Below are 16269 nucleotides of genomic sequence, written 5' to 3' on the forward strand. Positions count from 1 at the left end.
GGGTTCGGGGCTGGTGTGCCTACGGGAGAACGTCGCGAGGTCCGTCTTCATTCCGCGACGGCGCGGGCGCGTCCTCCGGGGCCGTCGCGGCCAGCTCGCCGTGGGGCTCGGCGACCTCCTCGCCGTCGGCCTCGGGGACGGGGGTCGTGAGCCGGCCCCGGCTGCGGACCGCCATGGCCACCACGGTGACGACGACGGCGACCGCGCCCGCCCCGATCGAGACCAGGAAGCCGGAGTGCGAGCCGTGCACGTCGATGAGCGGGCCGGCGACGGCGGAGCCGCCCGCGACCCCGACGCCCAGCGCGGTGCCGATCCAGGTCAGGCCCTCGGTGAGGCGGTCCCTCGGCACGATCGCCTGCACGAGGGCGTTGCCGGTGATGAGCGTCGGGGCGATGGCGATACCGACGACGAGCATGACGGCGGCCAGGACGAGCAGCGAGCTCGCGAAGAAGAACATCGTGACGCCGACGGCGAGCGCGACCGTGCCGATCGCGAACCGGCGCCACAGCGAGGCCTTCCAGTCGCGCGCGCCGTAGAAGAGTCCGCCGACCAGCGAGCCGCCGGCGAAGCACGCGAGGATCACGCCGGCCAGGCCCTTGTTGCCGACCTCCTCCGCGAAGGCGACGGTGGCGACGTCGGTCGCGCCGAAGATCGCGCCCATGCAGATGAAGACGACGACGAGCACGCCCATCGCGCGCGAGCGCAGCAGCGAGGTGCGTCGCACGCCGTCGGTCCGCGGACCGCTCGGGGCCGGCTCGGTGCCGCGCTGCGCGAGGAACCAGTAGCCCCCGACGACGCACGTGACGATCGCGACGACGATCCCCGCCGTCGGGTGCACGCTCGTGGCCAGGACGGTCGCGAGGACCGGGCCGATGACGAAGACGACCTCGTCGAGCACCGACTCGAGCGAGTAGGCGGTGTGGAGCTCCTTCGAGTCGGCGGCGACGGCGTTCCAGCGCGTGCGCACCAGCGAGCCGATGCTGCCGAGCGTGGCGCCGACGACGACCGCCAATGCGAAGAGGACGAAGGTGGGGGAGAGGTTGGTCGCGGCGAACGCGAGCACCGCCAGACCGGACATCGAGATGGCGATGGCGGGGCGCATGACGCGCGCCTGGCCGTACCGGTCGATGAGCTTGGCGATCTGGGGCGCGGCGATCGCCTGGGCGATGATGTACGCCGCCGAGACCTGGCCGGCCAGGCCGTAGGACGCGTAGAGACGGTCGTCGGAGACCATCAGGACGATGCCGATGCCCACCATCGAGATGGGGAAGCGGGCGAGCAGGCCGGCGGCGGAGAACTGCCAGGCGCCGGGCTTGGTGAGGATCTGACGGTAGGGGTTCGCCACGTGCCTCATCTTCTCACCGACCAGGTGGTCGGTTGGGCGTGACGCCAGTCACCGGGCGGGCGACCCGACCGCGTCCTTGTGGTCGCTGTCCTCCGGTGGGCGCGCCCTTGTGGTCGCGATTCCGCGCGTGCAGCGACCACAAGGGCGCGCTCGCGCGCGGGAACTGGGGCTTGACCCCTCGCTACTCAGCGCTACTATCTACCAGTACCAAGTAGTGCTGAGTAGCGAGGGGGTGGCGATGGGCAAGCAGGGCAGGCAGATGACCGAGATGCTCAAGGGCACCCTCGAGGGCATGGTGCTGGCGCTGGTCCGGGGGCGTCCGGCCTACGGCTACGAGATCACGAGCTGGCTGCGCGACCAGGGGTTCTCCGACATCGCGGAGGGCACCGTCTACGCCCTCCTCGTCCGGCTCGAGCAGCGCGGCCTCGTTGACGTGGAGAAGGTCCCGTCCGAGAAGGGGCCGCCGCGCAAGGTCTACACGATCAACGCCGAGGGCGCCGCGTACCTCGACGAGTTCTGGAGGACGTGGAGCTTCCTCGCCGAACGCCTCGACCAGCTCCGCCAGGAAGGGAACTGACGTGACCGCGAAGTGGATCGAGCTCCTCACGGGATCGCTCGAGGAGAAGAAGCAGTACAAGCAGGCCCAGGCGCGGATCGACGCGCTTCCCGAGCCGTACCAGGCCGTGGCCAAGGCGCTGCAGCGCTACCTCATGTACTACGGCCAGATCGGCGACGGACCGACCCTGGTCACGATGACCGGCGACCTCGCCGACCTCTGGGACCGCGCCGCCACCGACGGCACGCCCGTGCGCGACGTCGTCGGCGACGACCCGGTCGACTTCGCCGAGACGTTCGCGAACGCGTACGTGAGCAAGCAGTGGATCGACAAGGAGCGCGCGCGCCTGCTGCGGAGCATCGAGGAGGCCGAACGGGGTGGTGGGCGGTGAGCACCGCCACGACGGCGACGACGGCGCCGCCCGCCGTCGCCATCGCGGTTACCGGGGTGAAGAAGGCCTACGGCGACCTCCGGGTGCTCCGGGGCGTCGACCTCGCCGTCGCGCGCGGGAGCGTCCACGCCCTGCTCGGCTCGAACGGCGCCGGTAAGACCACGCTGGTCCGGATCCTCGCGACCCTCCTGCGCGCCGACGCGGGGACCGCGGAGGTGAGCGGGTTCGACGTCGCGACCCGCGCCGAGGACGTGCGCCGCTCGATCAGCCTCACGGGCCAGTTCGCCGCCGTCGACGAGATCCTCACGGGGCGCGAGAACCTCGTGCTCGTCGCGCGGCTGCGCCACCTGGCCGATCCCGCCCCGATCGCCGACGCGATGCTCGCGCGGTTCGACCTCGTCGAGGCGGGTGCGCGGCCGGCGTCGACCTACTCGGGCGGGATGCGCCGTCGTCTCGACATCGCGATGAGCCTCATCGGTGACCCGCCCGTCGTCGTCCTCGACGAGCCGACCACGGGCCTGGACCCGCAGGCGCGCCTGGAGGTGTGGGCCACCGTGCGGCGGCTCGCGGAGGGCGGCACGACCGTGCTGCTCACCACGCAGCACCTGGAGGAGGCCGAGCAGCTCGCCGACCGGATCTCGATCCTGCACACCGGCCGGATCATCGCCGAGGGCTCGCTGGCGGAGCTCAAGGCGCTGTTCCCGCCGGCGACCGTCGAGTACGTGGAGAAGCAGCCGAGCCTCGAGGCTATCTTCCTCGCGATCACCGGGACCCCGGGCGGGGCCGACCCGAAGGAGCAGTCATGACCACGCACGCCGTCGCCGACACCTCGGCGCTCACCGGCCGCTCGCTGCGCCACGTCCTGCGCAGCCCGGACACGATCATCACGACGGCGGTGATGCCGATCGCCTTCATGCTCCTGTTCGTCTACGTGTTCGGCGGGGCGATCGACACGGGCGTCGTCGCCTACGTCGACTACCTGCTGCCCGGGATCCTGCTCATCACGGTCGCCTCCGGCGTCGCGTACACGTCCTACCGGCTCTTCCTCGACCTCAAGGGCGGCATCCTCGAGCGGTTCCGATCGATGCCGATCGCGCGGTCGTCGGTCCTGTGGGCGCACGTGCTGACCTCGCTCGTGGCGAACCTGGTCTCGCTCGTGATGGTCGTGGGCGTCGCCCTGCTGATGGGTTTCCGCAGCGGCGCCGGGATCGGGGCGTGGCTCGCCGTCGTCGGCATCCTGGCGCTGTTCACGCTCGCGCTGACGTGGCTCGCGGTGTTCGCCGGGCTGTCGGCCACGACGGTCGACGGCGCGAGCGCGTTCTCCTACCCGCTGATCCTCCTGCCGTTCATCAGCTCGGCGTTCGTGCCGACCGCGTCGATGCCCGGCCCCGTGCGGTGGTTCGCCGAGCACCAACCGGTGACGGCCGTCGTCGACACGCTGCTGGCGCTTTTCGGCGAGCAACCGGTGGGCGGGGACATCTGGGTGGCGCTGGCGTGGCTGGTCGGCGTGCTGGTGCTGGGCTACGTCCTGGCGAGCGTCACCTATCGCCGCAAGTTCGCCTGACCCTCCCCTGTCACGCGAGAACGCTCCTCGCTGCTGTATCCACGGGATACGGCAGCGAGGAGCGTTCTCAGCGGGCTGTGTCAGCCGATCGCGTCGGCGACGACGGCGCGGGCGGCGTCCTGCACCTGCTCCAGGTGGTCGGCGGAGACGAAGCTCTCCGCATAGATCTTGTAGACGTCCTCGGTGCCGGACGGCCGGGCGGCGAACCACGCGTTCGCCGTCGTGACCTTGAGGCCGCCGATCGCGGCGCCGTTGCCGGGCGCGGTCACGAGCCGACCGGTGATGTCCTCGCCGGCGAGCGTCGTGGCCGTGACGGCGTCGGCCGACAGGTCCTTCAGCTTGGCCTTCTCCTCGCGGGTGGCGACGGCGTCGACGCGGGCGTACCAGGACTCCCCGTGCTTCTCGACGAGCGTCGCGTGGTAGGCCGAGGGCGACTCGCCCGTCGTCGCGACGATCTCCGCGGCGAGCAGGTCGAGGATGAACCCGTCCTTGTCGGTGGTCCACACGGTGCCGTTGCGGCGCAGGAACGACGCGCCCGCGCTCTCCTCGCCGCCGAAGCCCATCGAGGTGTCGAGCAGGCCCTCGGCGAAGTACTTGAAGCCGACTGGCGTCTCGATGAGCGGGCGGCCGAGGTCGGCCGCGACCTTGTCGATGAGCGAGGAGGAGACGAGAGTCTTGCCGATGCCCGAGTTCGGCGACCACCCCGTGCGGTTGCGGAAGAGGTAGTCGATCGCGACGGCGAGGAAGTGGTTCGGGTTCATCAGCCCGCCGTCGGGCGTGACGATGCCGTGACGGTCGGCGTCGCCGTCGTTGCCGGTCGCGAGGTCGTACTTTCCGGCGTTCGTCGAGCCGGGCGCCATCAGCTCGCGCAGCGAGGCCATCGCGTAGGGGGAGGAGCAGTCCATGCGGATCTTGCCGTCCCAGTCGAGCGTCATGAACGAGAACTGGGGGTCGGGCTCGGGGTGGACGACCGTGAGGTCGAGGCCGTAGCGCTCGCCGATCTCGGCCCAGTAGTCGACGGCGGCGCCGCCCAGGGTGTCGGCCGCGATGCGGACGCCGGCGGCGCGGATCGCCTCGAGGTCGATGACGGAGTCGAGGTCGTCGACGTACGTCGTCATGAAGTCGTGCTTGATGACGAGCTCGTGCTCGACGGCGCGCTCGAACGGGATCCGCTCGATGGAGGCGAGGCCGTCGCGGACCAGCTCGTTGGCGCGGCGCGCGATCCAGCCGGTGACGTCGCCGCCCGCCGGGCCGCCGTCGGTGCCGTTGTACTTGATGCCGCCGTCGGTGGGCGGGTTGTGCGACGGCGTGATGACGATGCCGTCCGCGATGCCCGGTCCCGCGGTGCGCACGCCCTCGGACGTCGCCGCGCCGTTGTGCAGCAGGATCGAGTGCGAGACGGCGGGCGTCGGGGTGGAGGAGTCGCGGGCGTCGACGCGGACCTGGATCCCGGCGGCGACGAGCACCTCCACGACGGTGCGCTGCGCCGGCTCGGACAGCGCGTGCGTGTCGCGGCCCAGGTAGAGCGGGCCGTCGATGCCCTGGTTGCGGCGGAACTCCACGACGGCGGCGGCGATCGCGGCCACGTGAGTCTCGGTGAAGGAGCCGTTGAGGCTCGTGCCGCGGTGGCCAGAGGTCCCGAAGACCACCTGCTGCACCGGATCGGCGACGTCGGGCACCAGGTCGTAGTACAGACCGACGAGGCGGTCGACGTCGATGAGGTCCTCAGGCTGGGCGATCTGGCCGGCGCGACTGTGCATGCCTCGATCCTGCCAGTAACGGGGGGGTCGGCGTCAGGGGTGTTCGCGACCCGTCACGAGGCCGAGGGGCTGTGGCCCGGTCGGCGATCGGGACCGGGACCCAGCGCCGTCGGCCAGCGCCGCGCGAGCCAGGTCTCCCACCCCTCGTCGGGCGCGAGGAGGTCGTACCGGCCGGCGAGCTCGTCGGCGTCCGGCACGTCGAGGAACGTGCGCCACTCGTCGAGCTCGGCCTGCGTGAAGGGCCAGGTCCGGTCGGGCGTCTCGCGCCAGCGCTGCGCGACGCGGACCGCCTGCGTGTCCCGGTCGACGTCGACGTAGATCGTGCGCGGGGTGGCCCCGATCGTGCCGGCCAACCACGCGAGCGAACGCCGCTCGTCACGACCCCAGAGGCCGAAGTCGAGGATCACCGAAGTCCCCGCTTGCAGGATCTCGACCGCGGTCCAGACGAGCCGACCCTCCAGAACGTCGCGCTTCCCGTCCGGGTCCGAGGCGCCGAAGAGCGGTCCCATCCACTCGTCGGGGCTGAGTCGAACGGCGCCGGTGGCGGCCGCGAGAGACGTCGCGTGCGTCGTCTTCCCGGCGCCGACGTGGCCGACCATGAGGAGGAGCTCGGGCATCGGCCCACGATAGGTCGCGGGGGTCGGGCCCGAGGAGCGTATCGGTCTCGAGGGCGGCGGGAGGTGCGCGGGCGCGCCCGGCGGGCGTCCGGCCGCGTGGCAACTAGGCTGGTGGCCCATGGCCAAGAAGAACCGTCCGGGTAACCGTCCTGCCGCCTCGACGCGCCCCGGCAGCAAGCCGTCGACCGTCCCGCCGCAGCCGCCGAAGCCCAAGCGTCAGCTCGCCCCGTTCGTCGCCCGCCCCTTCGAGGGCCTGCCGAACGAGGCCGACTGGGTCGCGATGCGCGAGATCGTCCCCGCCGCCTCCGCCGTCGTCCGCACCACGAAGGAGCACGGCGCCCGCGAGGTCACGATCGTGAGCCTCCTGCCCGACATGCTCCCCGCCCTCCACCGCGAGGACGGCGTGATCCTCGTCGCGCTGCAGACCGTCGGCACCAGCGGTGACGCGAGCCGCGACGTCGCCGACGCCCTCCTCCAGGCTCTCGAGCTCGAGGCCGGCGCGGGTCTCGGCTCGGTCGACCTGCCCGAGGCCGGTCCGCGTCTGCAGGACATCCTCGACCTGGACGCCCCGTTCGAGGTGACCGTGCACGACACCTTCGACTACTGGGTCACCGAGGCCGAGAAGTCCGACGACGAGGTGCAGCACGCCCTCGAGAGCGCCAACGAGATGATCGTCCCGACGGTCGCCGTCGAGGTCCCCAAGGGTCTCGGCGCCGCGTACTGGTGCCGCATGAACGGCAAGGAGTTCCTGCGCTGGTCGGTGCCCGCCGAGGAGGAGGTCACGCTCGACGCCCTGGCCCGCCTGCAGGCCGCGCGCACGTCCTCGCTCGACGACGACGCCCGCGTCATCGGCGCGTTCCGCACCTGCGGCGTGCTCGTGCCGGTCTGGGAGCTCGCCCGCGGCACCGAGGCGGACGAGCTGGCCGACGCCGTCGCCGCCCTCGGCGCCCGGCTGCAGGACGCGCTCGACACGACAGACCCGCTCACGTCGGACCAGCGCCGCGCACGCGCCGGCCTCGTCTCGCGACAGGTCAACCTCCGCTAAAGGGTTGGGTAGGCCAGGGGCAAAGGCTGGGTAGGGTAGACCTGTGGATGCAGACACGGCTTCGAACCGCGATCCGTTGCGCGTCGTCCGTGCGAGGGGCGTCAGCGCACGGGTAGCCGCCGAGGGCGGTGCCGCCGCGCGCAGCCAGCGTGTCGCCGCGATCATCCCCGCCAAGGACGAGTCCGCCCGGATCGCGGCCACGATCCGGTCGGCCCGCTCGATCCCGAACGTCGACATCGTGCTCGTCGTCGACGACGGCAGCGAGGACGACACCCAGCACATCGCGCGGGCGGCGGGCGCCGTCGTCGTGCGCCACTCGCACAACCGCGGCAAGGCGTCCGCGATGGAGACCGGTGCCGCCGTCGCGGCCATGCGGGACGCCGACGGCGAGCCGCCGCGCCTCCTGCTGTTCATCGACGCCGACCTCGGCGACACGGCCGTGAACACCGCACCGCTCGTCCCGCCGGTGCTGGCCGGGAAGGCCGACCTCGCCGTCGCGGTCCTCCCGCCGCAGGCCGGGGCCGGGGGCCACGGCATCGTGCTCGGCCTGGCGCGCAAGGCGATCCACGCCGTCTCCGGGTGGACGCCGAAGGCACCGCTCTCGGGTCAGCGCTGCATCACGCGCGAGGCCTTCGAGGCCGCGACGCCGCTGGCCCGCGGTTGGGGCGTCGAGACCGGCATGACGCTCGACCTGCTGGAGCAGGGCTTCGGCGTGGTCGAGGTGCCGTGCGACCTCAAGCACCGCCCGAGCGGCTCCGACCTGCGGGGATACCTCCACCGGGCCTCGCAGTACCGCGACATCGCGCTGGCGATCGCGGTCCGCCGCGTGCGGCGCTACCCCGCCGAGCGCTGAGCTGCGGGGGCGGCGGCCGCTCTTCGCCGTCGTGATCCTCCGCCCCACCGTTCCCTCCCACACCGCTGCTGCGCTGGTAGCGGTTGACGGGGTCGTATCCGCAACTGCCGCAGCAGCGGTCTGGGGAGGGGTCGGGATCGGCTGATGGCCTGCGGCCCGACGGCGACTGGCGCGTCTCGCGCGGATCGGCGGCGGTATCCGCGCCAGGTGCGCCAGTCGTGACTCCGTCCCCTGAACGACTGCTGCGCCAGCTGCGGATACGTGTGGCGGATCCGCAACTGGCGCAGCAGTCGTCTGGGGTCCGGCGGTGTCAGCGGGTCGGGTCGGCGGGTCCGGGGTCGGCAGGGGCGACGGCGTCGGCCTCGTTGTCCGACGACGACTCACCCGCCTCACCGGCCACCTCCCCACCCGCCGGCAGCGTCAGCATCCAGCTCGCGCACGCCGCCAGCAGCAGCGGCACCGCCACGGCCACCCCGTACGCGGGGATCGCAATCCCCGAGTCGTTGACCGCGAAGCCGATCCCGAGCACCACCGCGAGCGCGACGAGCCCCGGGCGCAGCATCGGCGCGACGGTCCCCATCTGCGAGATCGGCGCCCCCGAGCTCAGCCACGAGAACTTGCCGCCGCCGGGCGAGGTGATCGCCGTCCGCAGCGGCCTGGCCAGCACGAACACGACCAGCGCGACGCCGGTGATCGCCAGGATCGTCAGCGGCCGGTTGTTCGCGAGGATCCGCAGGTTGGCCTCGAGCTTGCGTAGCACGACCTCCCACGCGCCGCCGTCGAACAGCGTCGCGATGAAGCTGCCCAGGTGCGAGCGTTCGCTCGCGGGCCGCAGGTAGTCGACGTAGGCGAACGCGAACGTCGCCAGCCCCGCGCCGCCCAGCACGAGCACCACGCGCTTCCACGTGATGCGGATCCCGGCAGCCATCAGCGAGAGCAGCGCGAACGCCGGCAGGATCGCGGGCGGACCGCCGAAGTCGGCGCCGATCGACGGGGCGCCGTCGACCACGGCCGCCACCACCCCGATGACGGCGATGATCCCGGCGGCGAGCCAGCGCCGCCCCCGCCGCACCAGCGGGTTGGTGATCGCCACGGACAGCAGCACGCACGCCGTCGCGAACAGGGCGAACGCCGTGTTGTTGAAGCCGTAGAACCGCCCGGCCACCAGCACCGGCACACCCATCACGGCCGAGAGCTGCAGCGTGGCTCCGGTCGCGATGTCGACCAGGAGGACGACGGCGGTGAGGCCCGCCACGATGCCGAGCGGCGTGAGGATCTGGTGCCGCCACGGTCGGGCGAGCGCGATCGCCGTCACGACAGCGATGATCGCGAGCGTCACGCCGGCCAGCCCCAGCGACGGGGAGTCCACCCGCCACCACGGCACGAGGTTGGCGAGATAGGTCGAGACGGGCAGCGAGGCCATCGCGACGGCGACGACGCGCAGCGCGCGCAGCACGTGCGGCCGCACGTGCGAGAGCGGGACGCCGCGGCCCTCGAGCTTCATCCAGCGGGCGACGGCGGCGCCCGTCCGCGTCGCGGCGGGCCGGCTCAGGCCGAGCGCGACGCCGGCGTACAGGGCGACGTTGAGGACGACCACGAGCAGGTAGAACGGCGCGACGATCGGCCGCATCGCCTGGGCGTGCCGCTCGGCGTCGACGAGGCCTTCGATCCGGTCGGCCCCGGCGGCCGCGTCCACCCCACCCTCGAGCACGCGCGGGGGCGAGCCGATCACGGCGGCCCGCGACGCCGTCGCGAGGTCGGTGATGCCGGAGGCGTCGAGGAACGCGGGCAGCAGGTCGGTGCTCTGCACGTACCCGGGCTGGCGCGTGGAGGTGGTGGTGAGGATGCCGTGCGTCAGGTCGGGCTGGCCGGCGACGAACGCCGGGCCGGTCGCGGCGAGCACCTGCATCGCGGGCGAGCGACCCGAGTCGGCGAGCGAGACGACGACGGTCGTGGTCGCGTCCGTGCCGGTCTCCGCGATGCCCGCGAGCGCGGCGGCGACGTTGGCCTCCACCAGCGCGACCTGCTGCGCGCGGTACAGCTCGGGGTTCGGGGGCGGCGACGGTGTGGGCGTCTCGACGGGCTCGGCACCGTCGGTCCCCAGGGACTCCTCGGGCGGCGCCGGCCGGGCGAAGTCCCGGATCTCGCCGGCGTCGACGACCACGACGCTCGTCGTCGCGACGGCGTCGCTCACCAGCGCGGTGAGGTCGGTGGGCTCCGTGGGGCGGGGAACGGCGGTGGCGGCCAGCGTCCCGTCGGGGAGCGCGAGGGCGATGGCGGCGCCGGGGCCGATCGCCGTCGCGCCGATGCCGGCCTCCCGGAGCTCGTCGCCCCAGAGGCCGAGCACGGTCCCGAACGACGACGCGTCGGCCGCCTCGAGGTAGTCGGGCCAGCCGGGGACGGCGCCGCCCACGCCGTCGAGCGCCGAGACCGTCTCCGCGAGCGGGCGGCACGCGAGGCGCGAGGCGTCGGTGGTGCGCTCCTCGAGCGGCAGGTCGGCGGCGCGGGCGCCGGAGCTCAGCGCGAGCCAGCCGTCCACGGGGCACGTGCTGGAGCGCACGGAACGGACGGTGAGGTTGCTGATCGCGCCGTCGACACCCAGCTGCCAGAGCGCCGGCGTGGCCTCGGGATCGACGTCGTCCCAGGTCAGTCCCGTGACGCCGAGGACGACCAGGCGACCGGGGTCGGCGGTCGGCGGCTGCGCGGGGCTGACGCGGGGGCGGGCGCGTTCGGGGCGGGCGCATTCGGGGCAGCGGCTGCCGCCGGCGCCCCGATCACGGCGACGAAGAAGCCGGAGAGCGTGGTCAGCAGGAGAGCCAGGATGCCGACGACCGCGGCGGTGACCGTGATGCGTCGTCGGCGGGCGGCCCGGCGTTCCCAGGGCGTCTGGTGGTTGGGCAAAGGCACCCTGCCAGGGTACGGGGGCGATAGTGTCGGCCCGCCTGGGATCCCGGGCGCAACCGCTTGAGATGACGGGGAGATGCTGTGGAGAACGCCCAGGCCCGACCGGCTGCCGAGCGCTACGCCTTCCTCGGTCCGGCGGGCACGTTCACCGAGGCAGCGCTGCTCCAGGTGGCGCCCGGCTCCGTCCACCAGCCGATGCCCGACGTCGTCACGGCGCTCGACGCCGTCCGTCGCGGCGAGGCGGACCGCGCCGTCGTCCCGATCGAGAACTCGGTCGAGGGCGGGGTGTCCGCGACGCTCGACGCCCTGACCTCCGGCGACCCGCTCGTGGTGGTCGGCGAGGTGCTCGTGGAGATCTCGTTCGTGCTGGTCGCGCGGCCGGGCACCCGCCTCGAGGACGTCCGCTACGTCGCCACGCACCCCCACGCCTGGGCCCAGTGCCGCGGCACGCTCGCGCGCCTCGTGCCCGGTGTGCAGCACCTGCCCGCGACGTCGACCGCGGCCGGGGCCGCGCTGCTCGTGGAGCACGACGGCGTGGAGGAGCTGGGCTTCGAGGCCGCGCTGGTCGCGGCGCACTCCGCCGCGGCGACCGGTCTGGAGGTGCTGGCCGAGGGGGTCGAGGACCGCATCGGCGCGGTGACGCGCTTCGTGGTCGTGGCGCGGCCCGGCGTCGTGCCTCCGCGCACGGGCGCCGACAAGACGACGCTGCTGGTCCACCTCCCGCACGACGACGCCGGTGCGCTCCTGACGATGCTCGAGCAGTTCGCGGCGCGCGGGGTGAACCTGTCGCGCATCGAGTCGCGCCCGATCGGCGACGCCCTCGGGCGGTACGCGTTCTCGATCGACGCCGACGGTCACCTCGCGGACGAGCGCGTGGCCGCGACCCTCATCGGGCTGCACCGCGTGTGCCCGTTCGTCCTGTTCCTCGGGTCGTACCCGCGGGCCGACATGTTGCCGACGACGGTGGCGGCCGGGACGTCGGACGACGCGTTCGCCGCGGCCCACGCGTGGGTCGCGGGACTGCGGGCGGGGCTCGACGAGGCGTAGCTCCCGGTCAGGACGACGAGAAGCTCAGCGCCGCACGCGCACGCGCAGCCCGTCGGGCTGGATGCGCACGCGGAGCGCGATCGCGTCGCCGATGAGGTCGCCGTCGACCTGCACGGCGTGCGGCTCCTCGAGCCGGACCGAGACCGTGCGTGCACGCCAGAAGTCGATGCGCGACGGGTTGTAGACGTTCGACGAGCGCCAGCCGAGCCCCTGCAGCAGCACGCGCCAGAGCAGCGACGCCCAGCCGATGAGGCCGCCGCGGGTGTCGATCGCGGCGACGTCGAGGTAGCCGTCGTCGAGCTCGGCGTCGGGGAGCAGCACGATCCCGCCGGGCAGCCGGCCGCAGTTGGCGAAGAGCAGGGTACGCACGCGCTGCTGGTCCCAGCCGCCGTTGCCGATGCGGAGCGACAGGCGCGTGCGGCGCGCGTGCAGGTGCCGGACGCCGACCAGGAAGTACGCGACCCAGCCGACCCGTCGCTTGAGGTCGTCGTCGGCCCCGGCGACCATCGCGGCGTCGAAACCGAGCCCGGCCATGACGAGGAACAGGTGCTCGCGCTCCGGAGCCGGACTGCCGGACGCGATCTCGTCGTCGGTGGGCTCGTCGCCGGCCGGGGGCCGCGCGGTGAGCCAGCCGAGGTCCATCGCCATGTCGCGGCCCGAGAGCGCCGTGCGGACCTGGTGCGGCAGCCCGTCGACGGGGAGGTCGAGGTTGCGGGCGAGCAGGTTGCCGGTGCCGGCGGGGATGAGGGCCATCGGGACGTTGGTGCCGGCGAGGGCCTCCGCGACGGCCCGGACGGTGCCGTCCCCACCCGCGGCGACGACGACGCTCGCCCCCGCCTCGAGCGCCGAGCGAGCCTGGCCGACGCCCGGATCCTCCGCCGTCGTGCGGTACACGAGAGGTTCCGGCATGCCGAGCTCTCTCGCGGTGAGGCGGGCGAGGTTCTCGAGCGCGGTGACGTCGGTGACCTTGATCGGGTTGACGATGAAGGCGGCGGGACCGTCGGGGACGGCCGGGGCGTCGTCGGGCAGCGGGGACACGGTGAGCGTGGTCCGCGGGGCGCGCAGCGCGGGCGACGTGCGGGAGGCGCGCTGCTCGCGGTAGCCGATGACGGAGATGATCAGGGCGATGGTGGCGATGGCGAGCGCGATGATGCCGATCACCAGGGCCGCGTTCGCTGTCACAGGGGCAACCGTAGTCGCGGTGCGCGGGCGGGCCGCCGGCGGTGAGCGCCTCGCGCGCTGCGGACGGCCCTCGCTGTCTGCGGACGGATGGGGGAGTCCGTTGCGCCCGCTCGGCATCGGTGCAGGTCAGAGGCTTGGCATCGCGACGGCGTGCGGTTCCGTCCGCAGACAGCGAGGGTCGTCCGCAGACGGCGAGGGCGACGCGGGCCACGCGGGCCGACCGGGCGCCGCTGCGTCCCCACCCCGTAACCTTGCAGGTGTGATCGACATCAAGGCTCTGCGCGACAACCCCGACCTCGGCCGCCGCAGCCAGCACGCTCGCGGCGCCGACGAGACCCTCGTCGACCGGATCCTCGCCGCGGACGAGAAGCAGCGCTCGCTCCTCACCGCGTTCGAGACGCTCCGCGCCGAGCAGAAGGCGATCTCCAAGTCGGTCGGCAAGGCCTCCCCGGAGGAGCGCCCCGCCGTCCTCGCGCAGGCGAAGGCGCTGGCCGACGGCGTGAAGGAGGCCGAGGCCGCGGCCGACGCCGCCCGCACCGAGCTGGACACGCTCGTCTGGCAGATGCCGAACCTGGTCGTCGACGGCGTCCCCGAGGGCGGGGAGGACGACTACGTCGTGCTGCGCCACGAGGGCACGATCCGCGACTTCGCCGCGGAGGGCTTCGAGCCCAAGGACCACCTCGAGATCGGCGAGGGTCTGGGCGGGATCGACATGGCGCGCGGCGCCAAGGTCTCCGGCTCGCGCTTCCACTACCTCGTCGGCCTCGGCGCGCGCCTCCAGCTCGCGCTGCTCAACGCCGCGATGGACCGCGCGATCGCGCACGGCTTCCTCCCGGTCATCACCCCGACGCTGGTCAAGCCGGAGATCATGGCCGGCACCGGCTTCCTCGGCGCGCACGCGGACGAGATCTACCACTTGCCCGCGGACGACCTCTACCTCGTCGGCACCTCGGAGGTCGCCCTCGCCGGGTACCACTCGGGCGAGATCGTCGACCTCGAGGACGGCCCGCTGCGGTACGCCGGCTGGAGCTCGTGCTTCCGCCGCGAGGCCGGCGCCGGCGGCAAGGACAACCGCGGCATCGTGCGTGTCCACCAGTTCGACAAGATCGAGATGTTCACCTGGGTCAAGCAGGAGGACGCGGCCGCCGAGCACGAGCGCCTCCTCGCCTGGCAGGAGGAGATGCTCGCGATCGCCGGCCTTCCCTACCGCGTCATCGACACCGCCGCGGGCGACCTCGGCTCCTCGGCCGCGCGCAAGTTCGACTGCGAGGCGTGGGTCCCGAGCCAGGGCACGTTCCGCGAGATGACGTCGACGTCGAACTGCACCACGTTCCAGGCCCGTCGCCTCGGCGTCCGCGAGCGCACCGAGGACGGCTCGACCCGCCCCGTCGCCACGCTCAACGGCACGCTCGCCACGACGCGCTGGATCGTCGCGATCCTCGAGAACCACCAGCAGGCCGACGGGTCCGTCACGGTCCCGGAGGGCCTGCGCGGCTACCTCGGCGGCCTCGCGGAGCTGCGCGCGTGACGGCAGCCGAGTACGACGGCGGGGAGTACGCCGGCAGCGCGTTCGAGGACGCCGACCTGGTCGACACCCCGGCGTTCGACGCCGCGATGCTCGAGTCCGCCGGCATCACCGCCGGCGCGGACACCCTGGTCGCGCTCGACATCGACGGCACCTTGCTCGGCCACGACGGCACCCTGAGCGCCGGGGTGCGCGACGCCGTCGCGGCCCTGCGCGACTCCGGCACCCACGTGGTGCTCTCCACGGGACGGGGCACGCCCGCGGTGCTGCCGGTCGCTGCCCAGCTCGGCCTGACGCACGGCTGGGCCGTGTGCTCCAACGGCGCCGTCACCCTGCGCCTGGACCCGGAGCTCGACGGCGGGTACGAGTTCGTGGAGGTCGTCACGTTCGACCCGGGCCCGGCCGTTCGGATGCTGCTCGCCGAGGACCCGGACGTGCTGGTCGCCGTCGAGGACCTCGGGCGCGGCTTCAAGGTGAGCGCCCCGTTCCCCGTGGGGGAGCTCGGCGACCCGGTCGAGGTCGTGACGCTGGACGAGCTGCTCGCCGCACCGGTCGCGCGCGTGACGCTGCGCGCGCCGGGCCGCCCGTCCGAGGACTTCATCGCGCTGGTCGAGCGCGCCGGCATGCACGGCGTGACCTACGCCGTCGGCTGGACGGCCTGGCTCGACATCACGCCCGACGGCGTCTCGAAGGCCTCGGCGCTCGAGCGCGTGCGCGGGTGGGCGGGCGTCGAGCTCGCGCGCACCGTCGCCGCGGGTGACGGCATGAACGACCGCGAGATGCTGCAGTGGGCGGGCGTCGGCGTCGCGATGGGCAACGCGGATCCCGGCACGGTCGCGCTGGCCGACGCGGTCACGACCACCGTGCACGACGACGGCGTGGTCGCCGTGCTGCGCGCCGTCCTGCGCTGAGCCGGCCCACGTCGTCGCCGAGAGCGATCCAACCGCGCCCGCGGCGACGTCGGCTCCGTCGTCGCGACGGCGGATGGATCGCTCTCGCGAGCGGCGGGAGGCCGAGCAGCTACAGGTACTGGCCCGGGTGCGGGCGACCGTCGGGCGCGCCGTCCGGCGCCTGACCCGCCGCCGCAGCAGCACCCGGCGGCAGCTGGTGCGCGAGCGCCGCGGCCTGCGCCGCCTGGAGCTGCTGCGCCGCGATCGCCGTCTGGATCCCGTGGAACAGACCCTCGAGCCACCCGACCAGCTGCGCCTGCGCGATCCGCAGCTCGGCGTCGGTGGGCGCCTCGCCGTCGTCGTCCGCGAGCGGGAGCGAGAGCCGGCGCAGCTCCTCCGCGAGCTCGGGGGAGAGCGCTGACTCGAGCTCGTGCACGGACGCCCGGTGGATGGTGACGAGGCGCTCGCGGGCGTCGGCGTCGAGCGGCGCGGAGCGCACCTCCTCGAGCAGGTGCCGGATCATCGTGCCGATCCGCATCACCTTGCCCGGCTGCCCGACGGCGACCGGTCGCCGCTGGTCGTCCGGCTCA

General features: G+C 73.4%; 16 protein-coding genes. 9 read left to right on the forward strand and 7 right to left on the reverse strand.

Annotated features, from left to right (window positions below):
- Positions 1-19 precede the first annotated feature (19 nt).
- The gene (locus C8046_RS13160) at positions 20-1354 is read right to left on the reverse strand and encodes an MFS transporter (protein WP_328587599.1); all 1335 of its coding nucleotides are present in this window, start codon (positions 1352-1354) and stop codon (positions 20-22) included.
- Between the two features lie 229 nt (positions 1355-1583).
- Here C8046_RS13160 and C8046_RS13165 point away from each other — a divergent pair, with 229 nt between their 5' ends.
- Genes C8046_RS13165 through C8046_RS13180 form a run of 4 tightly spaced genes read left to right on the forward strand, consistent with a single transcriptional unit; the run spans position 1584 to position 3856 of the window.
- Complete coding sequence (locus C8046_RS13165; protein ID WP_109230937.1) at positions 1584-1922, forward strand: PadR family transcriptional regulator; 339 nt, start codon at positions 1584-1586, stop codon at positions 1920-1922.
- Position 1923: 1 nt separating this feature from the next.
- Positions 1924-2292: a DUF1048 domain-containing protein gene (locus tag C8046_RS13170; protein ID WP_109229840.1), complete on the forward strand. Its 369-nt coding sequence runs from the start codon at positions 1924-1926 to the stop codon at positions 2290-2292.
- Positions 2289-3098, forward strand: coding sequence for an ABC transporter ATP-binding protein (locus tag C8046_RS13175; RefSeq protein WP_109229841.1), 810 nt, complete (start codon positions 2289-2291; stop codon positions 3096-3098). Before C8046_RS13170 ends, C8046_RS13175 begins: the two co-directional genes overlap by 4 nt.
- Positions 3095-3856 carry an ABC transporter permease gene (locus C8046_RS13180; protein WP_109229842.1) on the forward strand — a complete coding sequence of 254 codons (762 nt, stop codon included), beginning with the start codon at positions 3095-3097 and terminating at the stop codon, positions 3854-3856. Before C8046_RS13175 ends, C8046_RS13180 begins: the two co-directional genes overlap by 4 nt.
- An 80-nt stretch (positions 3857-3936) precedes the next feature.
- On the opposite strand, the gene pgm is transcribed toward C8046_RS13180, so the two are convergent.
- Positions 3937-5616 carry a phosphoglucomutase (alpha-D-glucose-1,6-bisphosphate-dependent) gene (gene pgm / locus C8046_RS13185; protein WP_109229843.1) on the reverse strand — a complete coding sequence of 560 codons (1680 nt, stop codon included), beginning with the start codon at positions 5614-5616 and terminating at the stop codon, positions 3937-3939.
- Between the two features lie 53 nt (positions 5617-5669).
- On the reverse strand, positions 5670-6233 hold the full coding sequence (locus C8046_RS13190) for an AAA family ATPase (RefSeq protein ID WP_109229844.1): 564 nt from the start codon (positions 6231-6233) through the stop codon (positions 5670-5672).
- A gap of 118 nt (positions 6234-6351) precedes the next feature.
- On the opposite strand from C8046_RS13190, the gene C8046_RS13195 reads away from it, so the two are divergent.
- Both C8046_RS13195 and C8046_RS13200 read left to right on the forward strand, forming a co-directional pair.
- Positions 6352-7278, forward strand: a complete 927-nt coding sequence (locus C8046_RS13195; RefSeq protein WP_109229845.1) for a DUF5926 family protein — start codon at positions 6352-6354, stop codon at positions 7276-7278.
- Positions 7279-7438: 160 nt separating this feature from the next.
- The gene (locus C8046_RS13200; RefSeq protein WP_235866468.1) at positions 7439-8131 is read left to right on the forward strand and encodes a glycosyltransferase family 2 protein; all 693 of its coding nucleotides are present in this window, start codon (positions 7439-7441) and stop codon (positions 8129-8131) included.
- Between the two features lie 310 nt (positions 8132-8441).
- Here the strand turns inward: C8046_RS13200 and C8046_RS13205 are convergent, their stop codons facing one another.
- The gene (locus C8046_RS13205; RefSeq protein WP_146197162.1) at positions 8442-10691 is read right to left on the reverse strand and encodes a hypothetical protein; all 2250 of its coding nucleotides are present in this window, start codon (positions 10689-10691) and stop codon (positions 8442-8444) included.
- An 86-nt stretch (positions 10692-10777) separates the two neighbouring features.
- Positions 10778-11038 carry a hypothetical protein gene (locus C8046_RS13210; protein WP_146197163.1) on the reverse strand — a complete coding sequence of 87 codons (261 nt, stop codon included), beginning with the start codon at positions 11036-11038 and terminating at the stop codon, positions 10778-10780.
- Positions 11039-11116: 78 nt separating this feature from the next.
- Here C8046_RS13210 and pheA point away from each other — a divergent pair, with 78 nt between their 5' ends.
- Entirely contained in the window at positions 11117-12082 is a 966-nt protein-coding gene (gene pheA, locus C8046_RS13215; RefSeq protein WP_109229849.1) for a prephenate dehydratase, read from the forward strand.
- A gap of 24 nt (positions 12083-12106) precedes the next feature.
- On the opposite strand, the gene C8046_RS13220 is transcribed toward pheA, so the two are convergent.
- The gene (locus C8046_RS13220) at positions 12107-13264 is read right to left on the reverse strand and encodes a diacylglycerol/lipid kinase family protein (RefSeq protein ID WP_235866329.1); all 1158 of its coding nucleotides are present in this window, start codon (positions 13262-13264) and stop codon (positions 12107-12109) included.
- Between the two features lie 259 nt (positions 13265-13523).
- Here C8046_RS13220 and serS point away from each other — a divergent pair, with 259 nt between their 5' ends.
- On the forward strand, positions 13524-14792 hold the full coding sequence (gene serS, locus C8046_RS13225; RefSeq protein WP_109229851.1) for a serine--tRNA ligase: 1269 nt from the start codon (positions 13524-13526) through the stop codon (positions 14790-14792).
- Positions 14789-15700, forward strand: a complete 912-nt coding sequence (locus C8046_RS13230; RefSeq protein WP_328587600.1) for an HAD family hydrolase — start codon at positions 14789-14791, stop codon at positions 15698-15700. The genes serS and C8046_RS13230 overlap by 4 nt, the downstream gene beginning before the upstream one ends.
- Positions 15701-15809: 109 nt before the next feature.
- On the opposite strand, the gene C8046_RS13235 is transcribed toward C8046_RS13230, so the two are convergent.
- Positions 15810-16202, reverse strand: a complete 393-nt coding sequence (locus C8046_RS13235; protein ID WP_419183560.1) for a proteasome activator — start codon at positions 16200-16202, stop codon at positions 15810-15812.
- Between the last annotated feature and the right edge of the window lie 67 nt (positions 16203-16269).

Origin of the sequence: Serinibacter arcticus, from assembly GCF_003121705.1 — a bacterium.
Taxonomy (GTDB): domain Bacteria; phylum Actinomycetota; class Actinomycetes; order Actinomycetales; family Beutenbergiaceae; genus Litorihabitans.